A 15,000-nucleotide genomic window follows, 5' to 3' on the forward strand; every position below is an offset into this window, starting at 1 on the left:
AGAGGCATTGTGGCTCAGAAAGTTAAAGTCGAACTACTCGACGACATCGACGGCACTCCGGCGACACAGGCCGTCAAGTTTGCGCTGGACGGTGTTGAGTACGAAATCGATCTGTCCGACGACAACGCAACAGCGCTACGCGAGGAACTCGCTCGCTACGTCGAGGCGGCACGGCGCACCGGCGGACGCAAGCGCACGAAGGCCACTGCACCACCCAGCGCAGCCGCAGACCGCGAGCGGTCGACAGCGATCCGCACTTGGGCCAAGGAGAACGGCCACAACGTGTCAGATCGAGGCAGGCTCTCGACGGAAATCATCGAAGCCTACGAGCAGGCCACGACCGCTCCTCCTGTCCCGGCGCCCACGCGAACGCGACGTCCGCGCAAGAAGGTAGCCGCGTCCAAGAGGTAGAACCCGGTGCGGGGCGCGCGAACGACAGTTGCACGCCCCGCACCGGAACACCGATGAGCCAATCCGTTTGCCGTAGTGCCCTGCCAAACGAATTGGTCGGGGGTGGGTGAAGACCTGCGCTGCAATCGGATGGCTCTACTGGGGTGATGCCGGTCGCACAGACTTGCAGCACCCCTGCGGCGCCTAGATGCTTGGGACATCCTTCTCGCCGAACACCTGCATCAAGGCCGTCGGCATCTTCGCGCGGTCCGGTCGACGCTCGGAAATAAACGTCCGCGGCTGTGGCTCATCCGCGAGATACCGCCGGGCATGAGCGGCCTCAGCGTCACTCAACTCTTCCGCGGCCATCTCGGCAAGCATGGTGCGGATCTCGGCCAAGACCGCGGCGGGCCCGAACTCCTGAACTCCTGCGCCGCGTCGACGTCCCTGCCTACTCAGATACTGCGGATCCATGATGGATTCGATGTCGAATCCCGCTCGGTCAGGTCGCCGATGCTCCCGTAGGGGCCGGAGGCCTCGCGCTCGGCGACGATCGTCTCGGCGACATCAGCCCCGACCTGCCGGACCGCGGCCAGCCCGAGCCGCAGCGCCACCCCGCCCGTCGCCGCCGGACCCGGTTCCAACGCCGCGTGCACGAGGCTGGCGTTGATGTCCGGCTCGCGGGTGACCACGCCGTGCCACCGTGCGTCAGCCACGAGGGACAGCGGGGAGTAGAAGCCCATCGGCTGCGCGCGCAGCAGCCCGGCGCAGAACGCCGCCGGGTAGTAGCGCTTGAACCACGCCGAGGCGTAGACCAGCAGCGCGAAGGACATCGAGTGGGCTTCGGGGAAGCCGTACCCGCTGAAGGCGTGGATCTGCTCGAAGATCCGCGTCGCCAGCTCGCGGTCGATGCCGTTGGCCGCGCACCCGGCGAAGAACCGGCCCATCAAGGCCTTCATCTTCGCGTCCGAGCGTTTCGCGCCCATCGCGCGGCGCAACTGGTCGGCCTCGGCCGCGGTGAAGCTCGCGACGTCGCGGGCCATCTGCATGACCCTTCACCGGACTAAAGTCGGTATCATGTCCACCGTGGGTCGACCGTCGAAGGCAACGAAGAGGCGCTTCAGGCGTGACTCGTGGACCCTCTGCCTGCAGCCAGGTCGCAGCGCCTTCTTCAAATGGCTACAGGTTTTCAAGTACTGCTTCCTCGGGTTCTTCGTGGGGTTCCCTGCGCCCGAGCGCATTTCGCAGTCCAGTGAGCGAGCAGGAATCGTCTCGCTCACGTCACTCTGTGTCGGACGTCCTTGAGCTAACCCGTCCTCGTCAACTTTGTTGACATACCAGGGTTGGTCATGCGCCGTCAGCGAGGGCGCCGTATCGGCATGACGAACTCCTGGTGATCCAGTCCCTCGTTGTCGGCGCGGGACTACTGGAAGGACCGGTTATGCCCATCCTCGCGCTGCTTTTCATGATCAACGACAAGCTCCGCCAGCTGCCCGGTGTGCTGGCGGAGGTCACCCAATCGAGCGCGGTAGAGCTGTTGGCGTACCCGACCGGCATCAAGTTCCTGCTGGTCCTCGTGCTGCTGCTGACGGCTTTCATCGTGGCCCTGGGAACCGGATGCGTGCTGCGGCTCACGCACGCGTCCTGGACGAAAGCCCTGGTGACCGGTGGCTCGGCCGGCGGAGCGACCGTGGGGATCGGCTTCTTGATCCTCGGTTACCTCTTGGCGTGAATCGCGGCAGGGGAGGAATCACTGCGCCGGGTCGTGCTGCGCGAGCACGACGTCCCCGGCGGGCTGAACATCGCGCTCATCGCGACGATCTGCCGATTCAGCCTGGACGCCGGCTACCATGTCATCCTCGAAGGCATCCTCAGCACGGCCCGCTACGGGCCGATGCTGCGCCAGCTCGCCGCCGACCACCGCGGCTGCAGCACCTTCTTCTACCTCGACGTGCCCTTCGCGGAGACCGTGCGACGCCACACCGGCCGTCCCCAGGCCGTCGAGTTCACGCCGGAGGACATGCGCGGCTGGTACGTGCCCGATGACCGCCTGGGCGTCGCCGACGAACTGATCATCTCAGCATCGTTGTCGATGGAGAACACCGTGCGCTACGTCCTGAAGCGGGGCCTGTCGGCCGACCTCACCTGAATATGGGAGGCAGGGCGTCGGTTCGTCCCTGGACTTGGGGACGAACCGACGCGTTCATGCCACCTCCACGGGTTAGCTGAAGATCTTCACCACCACGTCGACCACCTGGGCGATCGCGATGACGATCTGCGAGATCGCCACCGTCCGCCGAGCCCGGCGCCCCCAGCGGACATCAGGGTCCGTCGGCGCCGCCGTCTCGTCATCGCCAGCACCGCCCGGGAGGCTCTGCGGCCCCTCACCGGTCATCTCGGCCTCGCAACGGCTAAGGCTTCGGCCGGGCTAGTCGCTTGCTGACCAGCGAGGGTGGGCAGCTGCCGCCGTTCGCCGGACCGCTCGTCCAGGCCGGGGGGCCGCCGGACGCGCGACAGGTACGGGTCAGCGTCCAGCCCTGGCAACCGGCTCTTTTCTCGTCGTAGGGTCACCACGTTCCTCTCGATGTCGGGCCCTCCCGGCCGGCTGCTTTTCACCGAGCTGCCACCGTCCGGGAAGACGTACGGATCGACGTCGACGAGGCGCACCGGCGGCTCCGGGGTGCCTGCCCCGGGGTCGCCCGCGCCCATGCGTCGCCGACGTCACGCCGAATCTAGAGCGCAACACCACCGCTGGTCCCGGCTCTTCCGGCCCCGTTCGGCAACCGGTCACGGACGGTCGAAAAGCGGTCGGCAATCGCCGAGCGGTCGAAGGAAATGGGAGTTCGGCTGTGCTGACCGCGCTCGATGAACGGACGCGGTTCACCGTTCAGCGGCTGTTTTGCCTGGTACCCGGCAGCGCCTTGTCTCACCGAGCCCGAACTGCCGCGAGCACACGGGAACCGCGCGTCGTTCGCGATCGCCTCGCCTTATCCGTCGAGCAGAGCCTCATCGTGGCGTCGCCTGCGACCCCGAATCCCGCACACGTATTCGATCTTCCAGTGCGTGTGGAGCTGCGAGAACACAGCCGATTCGGTTACTGGGACGGCGGCGCAGGAAAAATCTTGAGGAGCCGTGGGGGGTGTTCCAGCGTTGCTGCCTACAACGAGAAGTGTCAGACCTCGACGAACTGGGGCGTCGGGGATCCGCCTACTGAGGGAGCCAGACGATGAATTCGGAGCTGCCGCCGACGGAGGATCCGGCCCCGGACAGAGCGCCCTCGCTGGTCGAGCTGCCGGAAGGGATCCTCGCCCAGGTCGAGGCCGAACTGGCGGCCCACGGCGGGAGCACTGCCGGCGACCCCGCTGCCCAGCGGGCCGCGGAGGCCCGGATCCTGGAGATCCTGCGGGCCGAGCAGTTCACCGGGCCGCGGTTCGAGCGGTTGTTCGGGAAGATGGCGCACCGGCTCGTCGGGTACGCGTTCCCGATCATGCGGCACTGGATCGGCAGCGGCCACATCTTCGACGAGTGCCTGAAGTTCCGGCGGCCGATCATCAAACAGGCCCGGGCCGCGGCGAGCGAGTGGACGCTGGAGGAGCAGGAGGCCTTCGCGATCGACTCGATCATCGGCACCGACGCGATGCAGGGCGGGGTCCAGTTCTTCCTGAACTACGGCCTGCGCAAGGGCAACTGGGACCCGCAGAAGGGCGCCAGCTCCGGGACGTACTTCGTCGGCGCGTGCGCCTGCTGCTTCGCCTCGTTCTGCAACAAGTGGTGGAAGGACAAGGTGCTCGCCGAGGCGATGCTGTCCTCGCCGGCCGAAGCCGACGAGGAGGGCGAGGACCTGCTCCAGCGGATCGCGGACACGTCGGTCGACCCGGCCGACGCGGTCGTGCTGCGCGACTCGGCGGCCCGCGCCATGGCGCAGGTGAAGGACCCGAAGATCCAAGAGGTGCTGCTGCGGCGCTCCTACCTGGGGCAGACCCAGGCCGAAGCCGCCACCGCGGTCGACCTCACCCCCAAGGCGGTCGAGCGCCGCCTGCACACCCACCGCAAGAACATGCGTGATGACGACGACCAGGGGAGGCCGTAATGCCCGACCAGGACGTTCCGGCCGGGAACCGTCGCGGCGACCGCACGCAGGAATGGAGGCCCACCGTGTCGTACATGTGCGCGAAGGAGCCGAACGACCGCGTAGAGGACGAGCTAGACGCCGAGTTCGACCAGCTGCTGGACCAGTCGAGCCTCGGCACGCCCGTGGCCCAGGCCTACCAGGCGCTCACACCGGACCGGGTGCACAAGCGGCTGCGCACCCAGCTGCAGCGGCTCGCCGCCGACCCGGACGAGGCCGCTGCCGCCCGCGGCGGCCCGGACACCGACGAGGTCGTCCTGGACGTCGTGCGCTCGGCGGTCGGCGACGAGCTGCCGGACATCGAGCCGGACACCTGGATGAAGCTCGTCGGCGGCTGCGACCGCGTCCTCGGTGACCACTCTTCACTGTCGATCTACACCCAGCTGCCGTGGGTGTGGCCGCCGAACGCGGCGGCCGAGGACCGTATCTCCTGCCGCGAAGTCGCCACGTTCGCCTACCACCTGCGGTTGAGCGCGCACGTTCCCCGCTACCGGACCTGGGCCGTGACGCTGCTCAACAAGATGGTGTACCAGGGCGTGTTCGTCGACCTGCGCCCGGACGTGGCGCGCTCGATCGTCGAGCTCGGGTTCGACCGCACCGACGAGGACACACCCGTCGCGCTGCTGCTGGCGTGCAGCCTGGCGGTGTCCTCCAGCGGGATCGCCGACGAGCTGACCGATATCAGCGCGTTCCCGGTCTCGGCGATCACCTTGCCGCGGGAGGAGCCGGGCACCGCGCACGAGGAGGTGGCGTTCTGGCGGAGCACGACCTTGTTCTACACCGACCTGTTGGCCAGGAACTGGCTCGTGCGCCTCACGGGCGCGGGTAGCTGGAAAGCGATCGAGCGGGGCCCGCTCGGCACTCCACGACCGGCCCTCACGTGCGGAAAACGGAACCAACCCGAGCATCGGGTGTCCTCAGTGGACACACCGGCCGCGCGGCGCCGACCACGCTGGAGACCCTTCAGCGGGACACGGCGACGGCACCGATCGGTGCGGCAGCGGCGATCGGCTCGGCGCGCCCCCGCGCGCCCCGCCGGTGCTCCGGCTCGACTCGTCTCCCGCGAGCCGGAGGCGCTGGCCGCGGTCGGCTCTTGGTCCGGGTTCTCGTTCGCCTTCACCAGCGGCGGCGTGGGCATCCTGCTGTTCGGCGTCCTGCTGTTGCTCGCCCGGCACCTGCCCTGAATGCGGCTGGCGGGACCGGCCTGCGCACCAGGCCGGTCCCGCCAGCAGATCAGCGATGGCCGGCCGCCCTGGACCGGCCGAGCGGTCACCGGATCAGCCAGTCGAAGAACCGCCAGGCGCCCGCGAACGCCGCGCCGCCGGTGATCACCGCCAGCCCGGCCGAGTGGACCGCGCTGTAGAACAGCGCGCCCGCCACGACCGCCACCACCAGCGCCATGAACATCACCAGCGCGGTCCGCACCGTGAACGGCTGCCCCGGCCCCGGGGAGTTGTTGCCTGCCATCGATCCCGTCTCCTCACCCAGCGCACCCGCGCTGCTATCGAGGTCTTAGGCCGGCGCCGACCGGCAACCCCCTCGCCACGGCCTCGCAGGGCGGCCTACCCAATGGCGGCGGGCAATCCCAGCGGGCGATCGGGTCGCAGACGCGGAAGGACATCCCGGAGCTCGTCGACGTCGAGCCAACGGCGCGGTCGGCGTCGCCGTGAGCACCACCGCTGCGGGAAGATTCACGACAAGGGCCGCTCCGGCAGTCTGTGCCGGAGCGGCCCTGTCACGCACCAGGTGAACTCAGAGATCGATGCGCTCGAGCTCGGCCATCACCATCGTGATCCGGGAGCCGCAGATCAGGTCGGTGGACATAGCGACGCCGAAGAGCCCCCCGGCGTCCTTGACGCTGGCCGCGAGCAGCTCGATCTTCGCCTGCTTCAGCGCGAACCTGTCTTGCACCCGCTCGAGCACGATCCGCTCTTCCACGGCGGTCGGCGATCGCCGGGCCAGCCTGCGCACCATGGCAGCGAACTCGTCGTCGGGGTCGCAGCCGCGGTGCTCGCGCCAGAGCCAGCCTCGGCCGGCGATCTCCCCGAGGTCGAGGGCGACGCCGCCGATGATGCAGACGTCCCACAACCCCTGGTAGATCCGCTGCCGGATGTCCTCTCCGAGGTCGCCCATCCGCTGGTCGAACTGCTCGTCGCGCCAGGCGTCGGCGCTGGTCTCGTCGAACTCGTTGTCCACGTCCACGTGCACGCGCATGTCGCTACTTCCTCTTCTTCTTCGCGGTGCGCGCCGTGGCGTCACCGGCCAGCTTGGCTTTCTTCGGCTTGGGACCGTGAGGGGCGGCGGGCCGCGGCCGCGGCCGGGTGTTCTCCCGCGGCGGGATGCCGGGGCGGCCCGCCACTCGGCGCGGCGTGCGCCGCGGCCGGCGCGGCTTGGTGGTGCCACGCGGGCGCCGGGGGCGTACGCGCGCCGGCGTGGTCATCACGATGGTCGGCGCGCCCGGCGCCGGCCGGCCGCCGTCCTCGGGCTCCGCCGCGTCCTGTCGGTTGGCCCGGCGTCGGCTCGCCACTTCCTGCCCGCCCAGCAGAGCGCCCAGCAGCGTCATGATGACGAGCTTCTGGGTGATCGCGGCGCCGCCCCCGGCCACCCAGTGGGCCTGGCTCAGGCCCGCCTCGGCCAGGTACAGCTGGATGTAGGTGGCGAACTGGCTCAGCAGCGTCGGAACGCGGCCGTGACGCCGGCGGGCCAGATAGGCGATCACGTAGGCCAGCGGAACGCACGCGACGAGGGCGGACGCGTTGCCCGGCAGAACCATGCTCTGCAGGGTCCACAGGCCCTGCAGAGCCACGAGCTCCTGAAAATGGGGGCGTTCGGGGACTCGTGCGATGCGCTTCTTCGACCTACCCTTGGGGGTTGTCGGCTGCTTCATGAGGCGCTCCCTCTTGGTTGGCCGACACCCGAGCGGAACTCCTCTGACCAGGAGTTCCGCTCTTAAAATGGGGGTCGGGTAAATCAGAGGTTACAGGCATACCTCAAAATTTCGCAATACGGAAAAAGCTTACGTGGTGCAGTTCTGCTAGCGCCATCCGGGTGCAATTCTTCTAACGTGTTACGCAACTCAAATCACGGTTGTGCTGCAAGAAAAGTAACGAGCATTGGTATGCAACTTCACCCATCTGGGCGCAGTCAGATCAGCTTGCAAGGCGCAAGGTGCTCGGATGACACAGAGCAACGGTGCAGGCCCAGACCTCCTGAGACCTGGGCCTTCGGGCGAACCAGACAGTACAGACATCATTTCCGTGGTGGCCGCGGCCAGCAATGACAACGGCCGGAAGAAGTCGATACTGGACAGTTCCGACCAGAAGACGGCGTCCACTTTTCCGCAGTTGCTCAGTTTCGTTGCGCTGGCCGAGGTGGGCACTTACTTGAAGGCTGCTGACGAACTGGGCATCACGCGGCAAGCGGTCTCCGACAACATCAAAAACCTGGAGAAATCCCTCAACCGCAACGTCGACGGGCGACGGCTGTTCGTCAAGGAGGGCGATGTCCAGCGGCTGGCGAGCGATCCCTTCGCGCAGGAGCTGCTGGAGCGCGCGCGGCTGATGGTGTTCGAGTACAACTCGATCAACAGGCTGCGCGACGACACGCTCCGCATACGCTATCTGCCTCAGCACGTGTTCTTCATGGCCAGCGTGGAAGCTCGCCTGGAGCGCAGTCAGCTCGGTGTCCGGGTGCGGTCGAGGCCGCTGAGCGAGGAAGACCGGGCAGTCGACCGGTTCGAGAGCGTCGTGCTCGCGGCCTTGGCCGGGCACGCGCTGGACTTCGTGGTCGGCATGCCACCGACCAAGGGATCACCCACGGCCCGGAAGCTGACCACCCGCTACCTGTACTCCTCCCATCAGGTGGCGATGCTCCCGAAGAGCGACCCGCGGGACCAGATCGGACTGGCCGAGCTCGTCGAGGATGGACGCATGCTCGTGCCGCCGCCGCAGACCCGGTCCCGGCAGGTCCTGGAGCGCGAGATCGAGAAGCACCTGGGGCACATGCCGACCGCGGGCCGCCCCGACCTGCGGGTGAAGCGCGAGGCCTTCGGCACCAAGGTGCTGCACGAGTACGGGGTGGCTGGCATCGGTACTCCGGTGGTGCCCTCCGACATCGCCAACCCGTTCTTCGCCGGCAACATCCACGGCGGCCCGCAAACCGCGGACTTCAAGTGGGTGCCCGTGTGCTTGCCCGACGGGACCTTCATCTACCAAGAGGTCTTCGCCTCACACTCGGACAGGCCGCACAAGTCAAAGGCCAACGCCATCGAGGATCTCTTCCGGCTCGTGCAGGAGGAAGTCCGTGACCGGCAACTGGAGAAGCACCCGCAAGGTGGCAGCCGCTACCTGGACGGGATCCGCCCCCAGCAGTGATGTGTGCCGCCGTCCTCCCGCCGACGACGAGCCGAGGTGGAAACGCACCTCGGGCCGCCGCCGGCCGGCAGACGCGGGTTGTCACGAAACTGTCCAGCTTTTGACCACACTGGGGACGCTGTCCTTCTCGATGGTCATGCCGTCGTCGTGTCGGCAGCGGACGGGAAGAGCACGAGTTCCTCACCGGCGGTGATGAGGTCGGCCAGCACTGGCGCGGCGGAGTTCTCCAGCGTGTCGGCAGCGGCGAGGTAGGCCTCGGTGACCGCGACGGACGAGTGGCCGAGGTTGGCGGCGATCTGGCGGATGTGCACGCCGTTCGCTTGGGCGACGCGGGCGTAGAAGTGCCGGGCGGAGTGCGGGTGGATCGTCGTCGCGATCGGCCGCAGCGCGGCGGCGTGGGCCCGCATGGTCGAGGAGCCGCTGGCCGCCGCGACGCGCAGCAGGCTCGCGCACAGCGAGCGGAGGATCCGGGCGATCAGCTGGCCGCCGCCCTCGGCTACATCCCCGGCCAAGAACCCTCCCCGTCCCCGGCGAACGTCTGTGAGCGAACCTCGCACGAGCAGGACGACACAGTGCGAACCGGCTGACCAGCGGTTTCGTCAGCCAGCCGCGTAAGGTGCTCGACGTGGACGAGATGGAGAACCCGGGGCATCCGCCGGTGCCGGCGTCCGAGCAGGGCCAGGCTGCCAAACTCGCGGCCATCGAGCCCATGCCAGGGTCGTACTGGGCGATGCACGAGATCGTGAAACGCAGCCCCGATGAGGTTCGCCGGGGCGAGGCGCCCGCCTACGTCCGCCGGATCCGCCGGGAAGCGAGCGAACCGCGCGACGCACTCTGAGGCCCTGTAACCCTCCGCCGAAGCTGAGAACCGGTACGACGGCGGGTGGGGGAAGCCCGCCGACGTGCCAGCCGCGGTGAAGCCGCTACCTGGAAAGACGCTCAGGGAGCAGTCGCGTTACGCCTCAGGGGCGCGACCGCGCATCACCTTCGCTCCCGTCCTTCCCAGTCACGCAAGGCGCGAAGTATCGCCACACGCTCGGTCGGCGTCGCGTTCTCCAAGGTGACCTCGAGCGTTCGACGCCGGCTCTCCGCGCGGATCTTGGCCAGCACGCATCGCGTCACCGTGGCCCCCACCGCTGCGATCGACGAGCCGATCCACAGCCAGTTACCCATCGCCGTCGTCCTCCGAGTTTGCCTGCCCTCGCAAGCCCGACCGGCGCGAGGTGATGCAGAACGTCTACGCAGCTCAACCCATCAAAATGCTGATCCTTTACAACACGCCATGCCTGAATAAAGAGTTTTCGCCCGATTTTCGGCCGTACAGCAGGGCACCTGAACAGGCCCTGCAAAGAGTGATCATTTATGGCGCTTTACACTGCCTTCCGCATGCTGCTAGAGGCGCACCGAGGAGAGCCGTGGGCAAGTGGCGAAGACCTGACCTACCCGCCGGCCCGCTGCGTGAGCTGAACGACGAGCTGCACCGACTCCACGCGTTCACCGGGCACCACAGCAGCTACCGGATCGCAGCGTGGCTGAAAGCCCGAAGCGAGGTTGATCCTGACGGCGACTGGCCCTCGCCGTCGCACACCCGGGTGCACGGCATCCTCATCAAGCCGGAACTGCCCAACCGGGCCGTCATGATCGGCGTGGTCGAGGCGCTCATAGCGCTCGGCCGACTCCGAGACGGGGACGGACGCCCGCTCCGCGACAAGATCGAACAGCTATATGTCCAGGCCTTCGACTGGCACAACGCCATCACCGCGGAACCGTCTCCGGACCCTGCCCTCACCGCGGCGGAGCATCGAGAAGCAGAAGCCGCAGCTGTCGAACCCGGCGCCGTCGACGAAGCACAGCCGTCAGCACCAAGCCGGACCAACGACAGCCCACCAATGAACGCGTCATCCAGCGAGAGCAAGCGGAACGACGACGGCGAGACCTTCAGTGCCGACGCGGTAACCGTGGAACCCGACGGCACCGACATCGCTGTCGTGACTAAGGAAGACGCGGTGAAGGTTCCCCTCGACGCTAAAGCCAAGCCCGACACCGACTTCGGGGTCAACCAATGGCTCGTCGAAGAGATGTACGAGCAGTTCCTCACCGACCCAACCTCGGTCATCCCAGCCTGGGCAGAGCTGTTCACAGAGAGGCACGAGCAGTTTCTCGCCGATCCGACCTCGGTCATCCCAGCCTGGGCAGAGCTGTTCACCGAGTTCACACCGTCGGCCGTAGCCGTAGCCGCAACTGCAGCCACCCGGGTGGCCTCCGAGTCCGGCGCGGAAGCGCTTGACCAGGAGGACGCCATCGAGTGGCCGCGTACCGAGGTGTTGGAAGTGATACCGGCCGAGAATCTCCCTGCCGACGGCACCACGATGCCTGTGGATCCCTTCAAGAGCATCCTCGCGCCGTTCGGCAACCCGTTCGACAACGAGGCGAAGGCCGAGCCTTCCCAGCTTAGGACGGCTGAAACTGTCGGCGAGTTTCTGGCCGCTGTGCGCCGCACCCCGCACGTGCCCGTGCCAGAGGGGCAAAAGACTGTGGGCGAACTGCTCGGGTTGACGAAACGCTCAACACCAGAACCGGACCAGAGGCAGAGGACGGTTGCCGAGCTCCTCGCCCTCCACGGAAAACCCACCGGGCCGAGCAAGCGAATCAACAGGTGGAGCACCCTGGACCCGGCAAGTCAGCTCGCTAACCGCACGAGAAACAGTCCACTTCCGACAGACTGGGTGCACAAGTCGAGCAGACGCGCGAACCATGCGCTGACCCTGGGGCAAAAACACCTGGCGAGCGGCAACATCGAACAAGCTGTTGAGGCCTTCAAGGACGCGATCATCGAAGGTGACCCACACGATGCCCTTGAGAAGCTCAAGGGCATCCAAGCTCAGTACCCGGGGCACGGTCTGGACTTGATCAACGACAAGAGCAGGGCGGGCCACCCTCTCGTTCGGCGCGCATACCACCTTCTGTCGACGAACACCGAGAACGAGGCCACCCCGGACGACGCCGCTCGCATCCTGCTCAAGGAGGCTCGCCAGGAGGGCAACTACGCCGCTTCCTTGATCCTCTCCCGGTTGGACAGCGAGCGCCCGCTGCCGTACGCGACGCTCGCTGTCCCGCAGACCCCTTGAGTGAGGTCGTGCCGGGGCATCAACCGCCGGTGGCGCACGGTCGAAGGCGTGTTCGACCTCGAGAAACGTCAGCGAGGCCCCACACCACGCTCGGGTGTGGGGCCTCGCTGACGTTCGATTTACAGGGCGCGGCTCAGCATCGGCATCACCGGCGCCTGCTCGACGACCTCCGGTTCGCCGACGACGAGCTTCGCGTTCCCCGTCGCCAGCTTCTTCATCAGGTCGCGCACGTCGTTCGCGATCGGCTTCGACAGCTGAAGCCGGGACGAGAGCTAGCTTCCGGCCGGCACGCCGCCACCCGTCGGCCATGATCGACGCGGTCAGCGCGCCGGTGGCCATCTCCTCGAACCCGCGCAGCGCGTGCGGCAGTAGCGGCAGCGTCTTCCCGTCGAACACGATCTCCTCGCGGCTATCCCGCTCGGCAACCAGCATCACCGTCTCGGCGTTCAGCGACTGCAGACCGAGATTGCGCTTGGTTCTTGGCCTCGCCCCATCAGCATCAACTGGTCATCGATGACGATCCGCGCTCAGGCGGCGAAGCCCTCGGAGCGAACCCCACGCCGAGCATCCGAGGCGGCTTGGTCTCCGGTGCCCGGTCCAGACCGGGCACCGGAGACCGCTACCCACCACCCCGAACCTGACTGTCCAGGGCGAGGAACATCCTGCTGAACTGCATCGTCACCCAGGAATCCGGGGCCCAGCTGCTGCTTCGGCTCTCGCCCGGCTACATCGTCGGCACGGCGCGGTCGTCCCAGGCGAACGTCCCGTTCCCCTTCGCCCAGCTGAGCCCGTGAATCCAGACCTTGGCCAGGATGCGCGTCGCGCCCGCAGCGTCCTGGCGGGGCCGGTGAAACCGGGTGACCCACCAGGTTCCCCGCGTCCTGTTCCGGCAGTACTGCCCCGCCGCGACGCCGCACTTCGAGCAGGGCACGCTGGCGCAGGCGTTCCAGGCCCGGCGCAGCGCGGACTTGACGACGGCCGGATCGCGGGTCGCCTTCGTCGTCGGGTCGAGGGTGAAGTAGTCGGTCACCAGCAGCGCCTGGGCGTGACCGAGCAGATCACCGCCGTCCGGCTGGCGCAGGCCACGGCCACCGAGCCCGCGACTCCGCAGGAGGTTGTCGCCTACCTCGTCGTCCGCATCGAACCGGACCTGCGACGCGGCGATAGCGGCGACCGCGGTCACCAGGTACGACACCGGCGACTCCTTCCAGTTCAGGGACCGGGGCACATTCAGCACCTGCGCCCATCACCCTCATCACGCCACGGCGCCGCAATTCGCGAGGTTCAATCACACGAAAGAGTGGACACCGCTTCCGGCGGCACGGCGGGTTGCTGGTCCTCGGTCGGAGCCTCGCCTTGCCTGCGGCGGAGCGGGCGGGGCGCGTAAAGGAGTGCACTACCCGGTCCATCGGTCCACCGGTGATGATCGTGAGCCGCGCAGGGACGTGACACGGCGTTGGGCACCCGAACAGGTGACAGAGGTCGCGCGGGCACGTTGCCCAGCGAGACGATGCCGATCATGAGCACGATCGCTCGTCGAGAGATAGGTGTTCAGCGGATTCCCGCGGCCGAGGGTGTGTGCTGGATCTGCGGCCGGCCGGCTGTCTCCGGCGAGCGCCTGCCCGGCCGGCGACCTCGAGTGCGTCTGCTGTGCTGGCAGCACGACCAAGCGGTGATCAACCCGCCCGGCGACCTCACCGCTCATGGCCGCTAGCCCCCATTGCCGTTCGCTGCCGCAACGAGTGGAGTTGACTCTCAGGCCGCGCCGAGTCGGCTTCGCGCAGCACGGCCAAAGGGGCCGCAACGTTGCCCGGCGTTGTGCAATGTGGCTGTCTGGGCGGCGGTCGTGGGAGAACCTGCACATCAACCGCCGCCCAGCCCTCGACAACCTCAGCTACAGAACGAGGCCGAGCAGACCTCCCAGCACCAGAACGACGACGATCACCGCCGCCACCAGCGCGATCCTGCGCACCCTCCGCCGATCACTCGCATAAATGCGCTTCCCATCAACATGCAGCGAGCGCCTCTCGTCGCCGACGGCGTGCCGGTTCGTTGGATAGGACACGTGCTCGCTGAGATCTTCGCGAACCCGACTGAGGACGTTCCGGACGTTGGAAGCACTGATCTCGAGGATCTCCGCAATCTCGACAGGCCTGTACCCCTCGAACAAGTTCAAGTAAGCGATCCGCTTGCGTTGCGTCGGCATCTGCACCAGCAGGTCATGCACCAGCCGCACGTCGAGGTGGGTCTCGACCGACGACTCCGGGACGAGCGAGGACCACGTCCGAATTCCGCGTCCTTCCGCAAACCCATCGCGGGCGCGGCTGTAACGGTCGGCTTCAGCGACGACCTTCCGCAACACCACGGTGTACAGCCATGCACGCTGCCAGACGATCGAGTCCCACTCAATCTTCGATGCCGCCTCGAACGTCTGCTGCACCACGTCCTCGGCGCCCGCATACGATTCCGGCAGTCCTCGCTCTACCGCGATCGTTCTGGCGAACCGGATCAAGCCGGGCGCCCACATCCGAAATGCCTCGGTCAAGGAGATCGGCTCCGGCGGCGTCCCGACCGGTCCGTGGTTGACGAGGCTTGGGCGGCTGAGCTCGTACGAAAGCACCACCTTTCCCGCCTCGAGGTTGCGCCGCTCGACGCCTCCTGGGCTCCAGAGCGGGCACTGGTCTTCGAACAAGGCCGCCTTGGCACGTAGCAGTTCGCGCGGACCCACGTCCGGATCCAAGCCGAGTCGGAGTGCCAAGCTTTCACCAGTCATGCGGGCTTCCCACCGCAGACGATGACACTCCACCAGTCGCCCCCGGCAGTCTGTTCAGCGATTTCGGAACCGGCCGGCAGCGACGCCGCCGCAGTCAGCAGTTCAGCACGTGCCCGCGACCGGTGCCGGTAGGCCACTGCCTGGGCGAGCGACAGCGCACAGCGCGCCGCCGCTCCCGCAGCGACCACGATCTCAAGCGTCATGACG

Annotated in this window: 18 protein-coding genes and 1 pseudogene; 8 read left to right on the forward strand and 11 right to left on the reverse strand. The window is 67.4% G+C overall.

Annotated features, from left to right (window positions below):
• The first annotated feature begins 9 nt into the window (after nt 1–9).
• Nucleotides 10–411: a histone-like nucleoid-structuring protein Lsr2 gene (locus AA23TX_RS37205; protein ID WP_155547690.1), complete on the forward strand. Its 402-nt coding sequence runs from the start codon at nt 10–12 to the stop codon at nt 409–411.
• A gap of 183 nt (nt 412–594) precedes the next feature.
• Here AA23TX_RS37205 and AA23TX_RS37210 read toward each other — a convergent pair whose 3' ends face one another.
• Together AA23TX_RS37210 and AA23TX_RS37215 are read right to left on the reverse strand one after the other, a co-directional pair.
• Entirely contained in the window at nt 595–864 is a 270-nt protein-coding gene (locus AA23TX_RS37210) for a hypothetical protein (protein WP_155547691.1), read from the reverse strand.
• A gap of 20 nt (nt 865–884) precedes the next feature.
• Nucleotides 885–1,445 (reverse strand): annotated as a pseudogene (locus AA23TX_RS37215) (helix-hairpin-helix domain-containing protein); the annotation flags it as partial.
• Between the two features lie 386 nt (nt 1,446–1,831).
• On the opposite strand from AA23TX_RS37215, the gene AA23TX_RS37220 reads away from it, so the two are divergent.
• The gene (locus tag AA23TX_RS37220) at nt 1,832–2,122 is read left to right on the forward strand and encodes a hypothetical protein (RefSeq protein ID WP_155547692.1); all 291 of its coding nucleotides are present in this window, start codon (nt 1,832–1,834) and stop codon (nt 2,120–2,122) included.
• A gap of 33 nt (nt 2,123–2,155) precedes the next feature.
• Nucleotides 2,156–2,539 carry a P-loop NTPase family protein gene (locus AA23TX_RS37225; RefSeq protein ID WP_230863003.1) on the forward strand — a complete coding sequence of 128 codons (384 nt, stop codon included), beginning with the start codon at nt 2,156–2,158 and terminating at the stop codon, nt 2,537–2,539.
• A gap of 72 nt (nt 2,540–2,611) precedes the next feature.
• On the opposite strand, the gene AA23TX_RS37230 is transcribed toward AA23TX_RS37225, so the two are convergent.
• Nucleotides 2,612–2,785, reverse strand: coding sequence for a hypothetical protein (locus AA23TX_RS37230; protein ID WP_155547694.1), 174 nt, complete (start codon nt 2,783–2,785; stop codon nt 2,612–2,614).
• An 831-nt stretch (nt 2,786–3,616) separates the two neighbouring features.
• On the opposite strand from AA23TX_RS37230, the gene AA23TX_RS37235 reads away from it, so the two are divergent.
• Nucleotides 3,617–4,480 carry an RNA polymerase sigma factor gene (locus tag AA23TX_RS37235; RefSeq protein ID WP_155547695.1) on the forward strand — a complete coding sequence of 288 codons (864 nt, stop codon included), beginning with the start codon at nt 3,617–3,619 and terminating at the stop codon, nt 4,478–4,480.
• Nucleotides 4,480–5,703, forward strand: a complete 1,224-nt coding sequence (locus tag AA23TX_RS37240; RefSeq protein WP_155547696.1) for a hypothetical protein — start codon at nt 4,480–4,482, stop codon at nt 5,701–5,703. The genes AA23TX_RS37235 and AA23TX_RS37240 overlap by 1 nt, the downstream gene beginning before the upstream one ends.
• A gap of 85 nt (nt 5,704–5,788) precedes the next feature.
• On the opposite strand, the gene AA23TX_RS37245 is transcribed toward AA23TX_RS37240, so the two are convergent.
• From AA23TX_RS37245 to AA23TX_RS37255, 3 genes are all read right to left on the reverse strand, one after another.
• Nucleotides 5,789–5,986 carry a hypothetical protein gene (locus AA23TX_RS37245; protein WP_155547697.1) on the reverse strand — a complete coding sequence of 66 codons (198 nt, stop codon included), beginning with the start codon at nt 5,984–5,986 and terminating at the stop codon, nt 5,789–5,791.
• 285 nt (nt 5,987–6,271) lie between these two features.
• Complete coding sequence (locus AA23TX_RS37250) at nt 6,272–6,733, reverse strand: hypothetical protein (RefSeq protein ID WP_155547698.1); 462 nt, start codon at nt 6,731–6,733, stop codon at nt 6,272–6,274.
• 4 nt (nt 6,734–6,737) lie between these two features.
• The gene (locus tag AA23TX_RS37255) at nt 6,738–7,325 is read right to left on the reverse strand and encodes a hypothetical protein (protein WP_155547699.1); all 588 of its coding nucleotides are present in this window, start codon (nt 7,323–7,325) and stop codon (nt 6,738–6,740) included.
• A gap of 454 nt (nt 7,326–7,779) precedes the next feature.
• Between AA23TX_RS37255 and AA23TX_RS37260 the strand changes: the two genes are divergently transcribed.
• A complete protein-coding gene (locus AA23TX_RS37260) occupies nt 7,780–8,892 on the forward strand; it encodes a LysR family transcriptional regulator (RefSeq protein ID WP_230863004.1) in 1,113 nt (370 codons plus the stop codon).
• 134 nt (nt 8,893–9,026) lie between these two features.
• Here AA23TX_RS37260 and AA23TX_RS37265 read toward each other — a convergent pair whose 3' ends face one another.
• Entirely contained in the window at nt 9,027–9,404 is a 378-nt protein-coding gene (locus AA23TX_RS37265; RefSeq protein WP_155547701.1) for a tyrosine-type recombinase/integrase, read from the reverse strand.
• 113 nt (nt 9,405–9,517) lie between these two features.
• Between AA23TX_RS37265 and AA23TX_RS37270 the strand changes: the two genes are divergently transcribed.
• Complete coding sequence (locus AA23TX_RS37270) at nt 9,518–9,730, forward strand: hypothetical protein (RefSeq protein WP_155547702.1); 213 nt, start codon at nt 9,518–9,520, stop codon at nt 9,728–9,730.
• Between the two features lie 143 nt (nt 9,731–9,873).
• Here the strand turns inward: AA23TX_RS37270 and AA23TX_RS37275 are convergent, their stop codons facing one another.
• Nucleotides 9,874–10,065 (reverse strand): hypothetical protein, encoded by a 192-nt coding sequence (locus AA23TX_RS37275; RefSeq protein WP_155547703.1) that lies wholly within the window; start codon nt 10,063–10,065, stop codon nt 9,874–9,876.
• Nucleotides 10,066–10,118: 53 nt separating this feature from the next.
• On the opposite strand from AA23TX_RS37275, the gene AA23TX_RS37280 reads away from it, so the two are divergent.
• Entirely contained in the window at nt 10,119–12,020 is a 1,902-nt protein-coding gene (locus tag AA23TX_RS37280) for a 2-oxoglutarate dehydrogenase E1 subunit family protein (protein WP_230863005.1), read from the forward strand.
• Between the two features lie 724 nt (nt 12,021–12,744).
• On the opposite strand, the gene AA23TX_RS37285 is transcribed toward AA23TX_RS37280, so the two are convergent.
• The 3 genes from AA23TX_RS37285 to AA23TX_RS37295 all read right to left on the reverse strand — a co-directional run bounded on the left by AA23TX_RS37285 (nt 12,745) and on the right by AA23TX_RS37295 (nt 14,996).
• Nucleotides 12,745–13,215: a zinc finger domain-containing protein gene (locus AA23TX_RS37285; RefSeq protein WP_155547704.1), complete on the reverse strand. Its 471-nt coding sequence runs from the start codon at nt 13,213–13,215 to the stop codon at nt 12,745–12,747.
• A gap of 699 nt (nt 13,216–13,914) precedes the next feature.
• Entirely contained in the window at nt 13,915–14,793 is an 879-nt protein-coding gene (locus AA23TX_RS37290; protein ID WP_155547705.1) for an RNA polymerase sigma factor, read from the reverse strand.
• The gene (locus AA23TX_RS37295) at nt 14,790–14,996 is read right to left on the reverse strand and encodes a hypothetical protein (RefSeq protein ID WP_155547706.1); all 207 of its coding nucleotides are present in this window, start codon (nt 14,994–14,996) and stop codon (nt 14,790–14,792) included. The genes AA23TX_RS37290 and AA23TX_RS37295 overlap by 4 nt, the downstream gene beginning before the upstream one ends.
• Between the last annotated feature and the right edge of the window lie 4 nt (nt 14,997–15,000).

Origin of the sequence: Amycolatopsis camponoti (genome assembly GCF_902497555.1) — a bacterium.
Classification (GTDB): domain Bacteria; phylum Actinomycetota; class Actinomycetes; order Mycobacteriales; family Pseudonocardiaceae; genus Amycolatopsis; species Amycolatopsis camponoti.

Excerpts from the sequence above, each read along its gene's own strand:
- AA23TX_RS37280 (WP_230863005.1), top strand. The coding sequence starts at position 10,119 with ATGCAGAACGTCTACGCAGCTCAACCCATCAAAATGCTGATCCTTTAC.
- AA23TX_RS37295 (WP_155547706.1), bottom strand. The coding sequence starts at position 14,996 with ATGACGCTTGAGATCGTGGTCGCTGCGGGAGCGGCGGCGCGCTGTGCG.
- AA23TX_RS37290 (WP_155547705.1), bottom strand. The coding sequence starts at position 14,793 with ATGACTGGTGAAAGCTTGGCACTCCGACTCGGCTTGGATCCGGACGTG.
- AA23TX_RS37245 (WP_155547697.1), bottom strand. The coding sequence starts at position 5,986 with ATGGCAGGCAACAACTCCCCGGGGCCGGGGCAGCCGTTCACGGTGCGG.
- AA23TX_RS37230 (WP_155547694.1), bottom strand. The coding sequence starts at position 2,785 with ATGACCGGTGAGGGGCCGCAGAGCCTCCCGGGCGGTGCTGGCGATGAC.
- AA23TX_RS37250 (WP_155547698.1), bottom strand. The coding sequence starts at position 6,733 with ATGCGCGTGCACGTGGACGTGGACAACGAGTTCGACGAGACCAGCGCC.
- AA23TX_RS37240 (WP_155547696.1), top strand. The coding sequence starts at position 4,480 with ATGCCCGACCAGGACGTTCCGGCCGGGAACCGTCGCGGCGACCGCACG.
- AA23TX_RS37220 (WP_155547692.1), top strand. The coding sequence starts at position 1,832 with ATGCCCATCCTCGCGCTGCTTTTCATGATCAACGACAAGCTCCGCCAG.
- AA23TX_RS37210 (WP_155547691.1), bottom strand. The coding sequence starts at position 864 with ATGGATCCGCAGTATCTGAGTAGGCAGGGACGTCGACGCGGCGCAGGA.
- AA23TX_RS37235 (WP_155547695.1), top strand. The coding sequence starts at position 3,617 with ATGAATTCGGAGCTGCCGCCGACGGAGGATCCGGCCCCGGACAGAGCG.
- AA23TX_RS37275 (WP_155547703.1), bottom strand. The coding sequence starts at position 10,065 with ATGGGTAACTGGCTGTGGATCGGCTCGTCGATCGCAGCGGTGGGGGCC.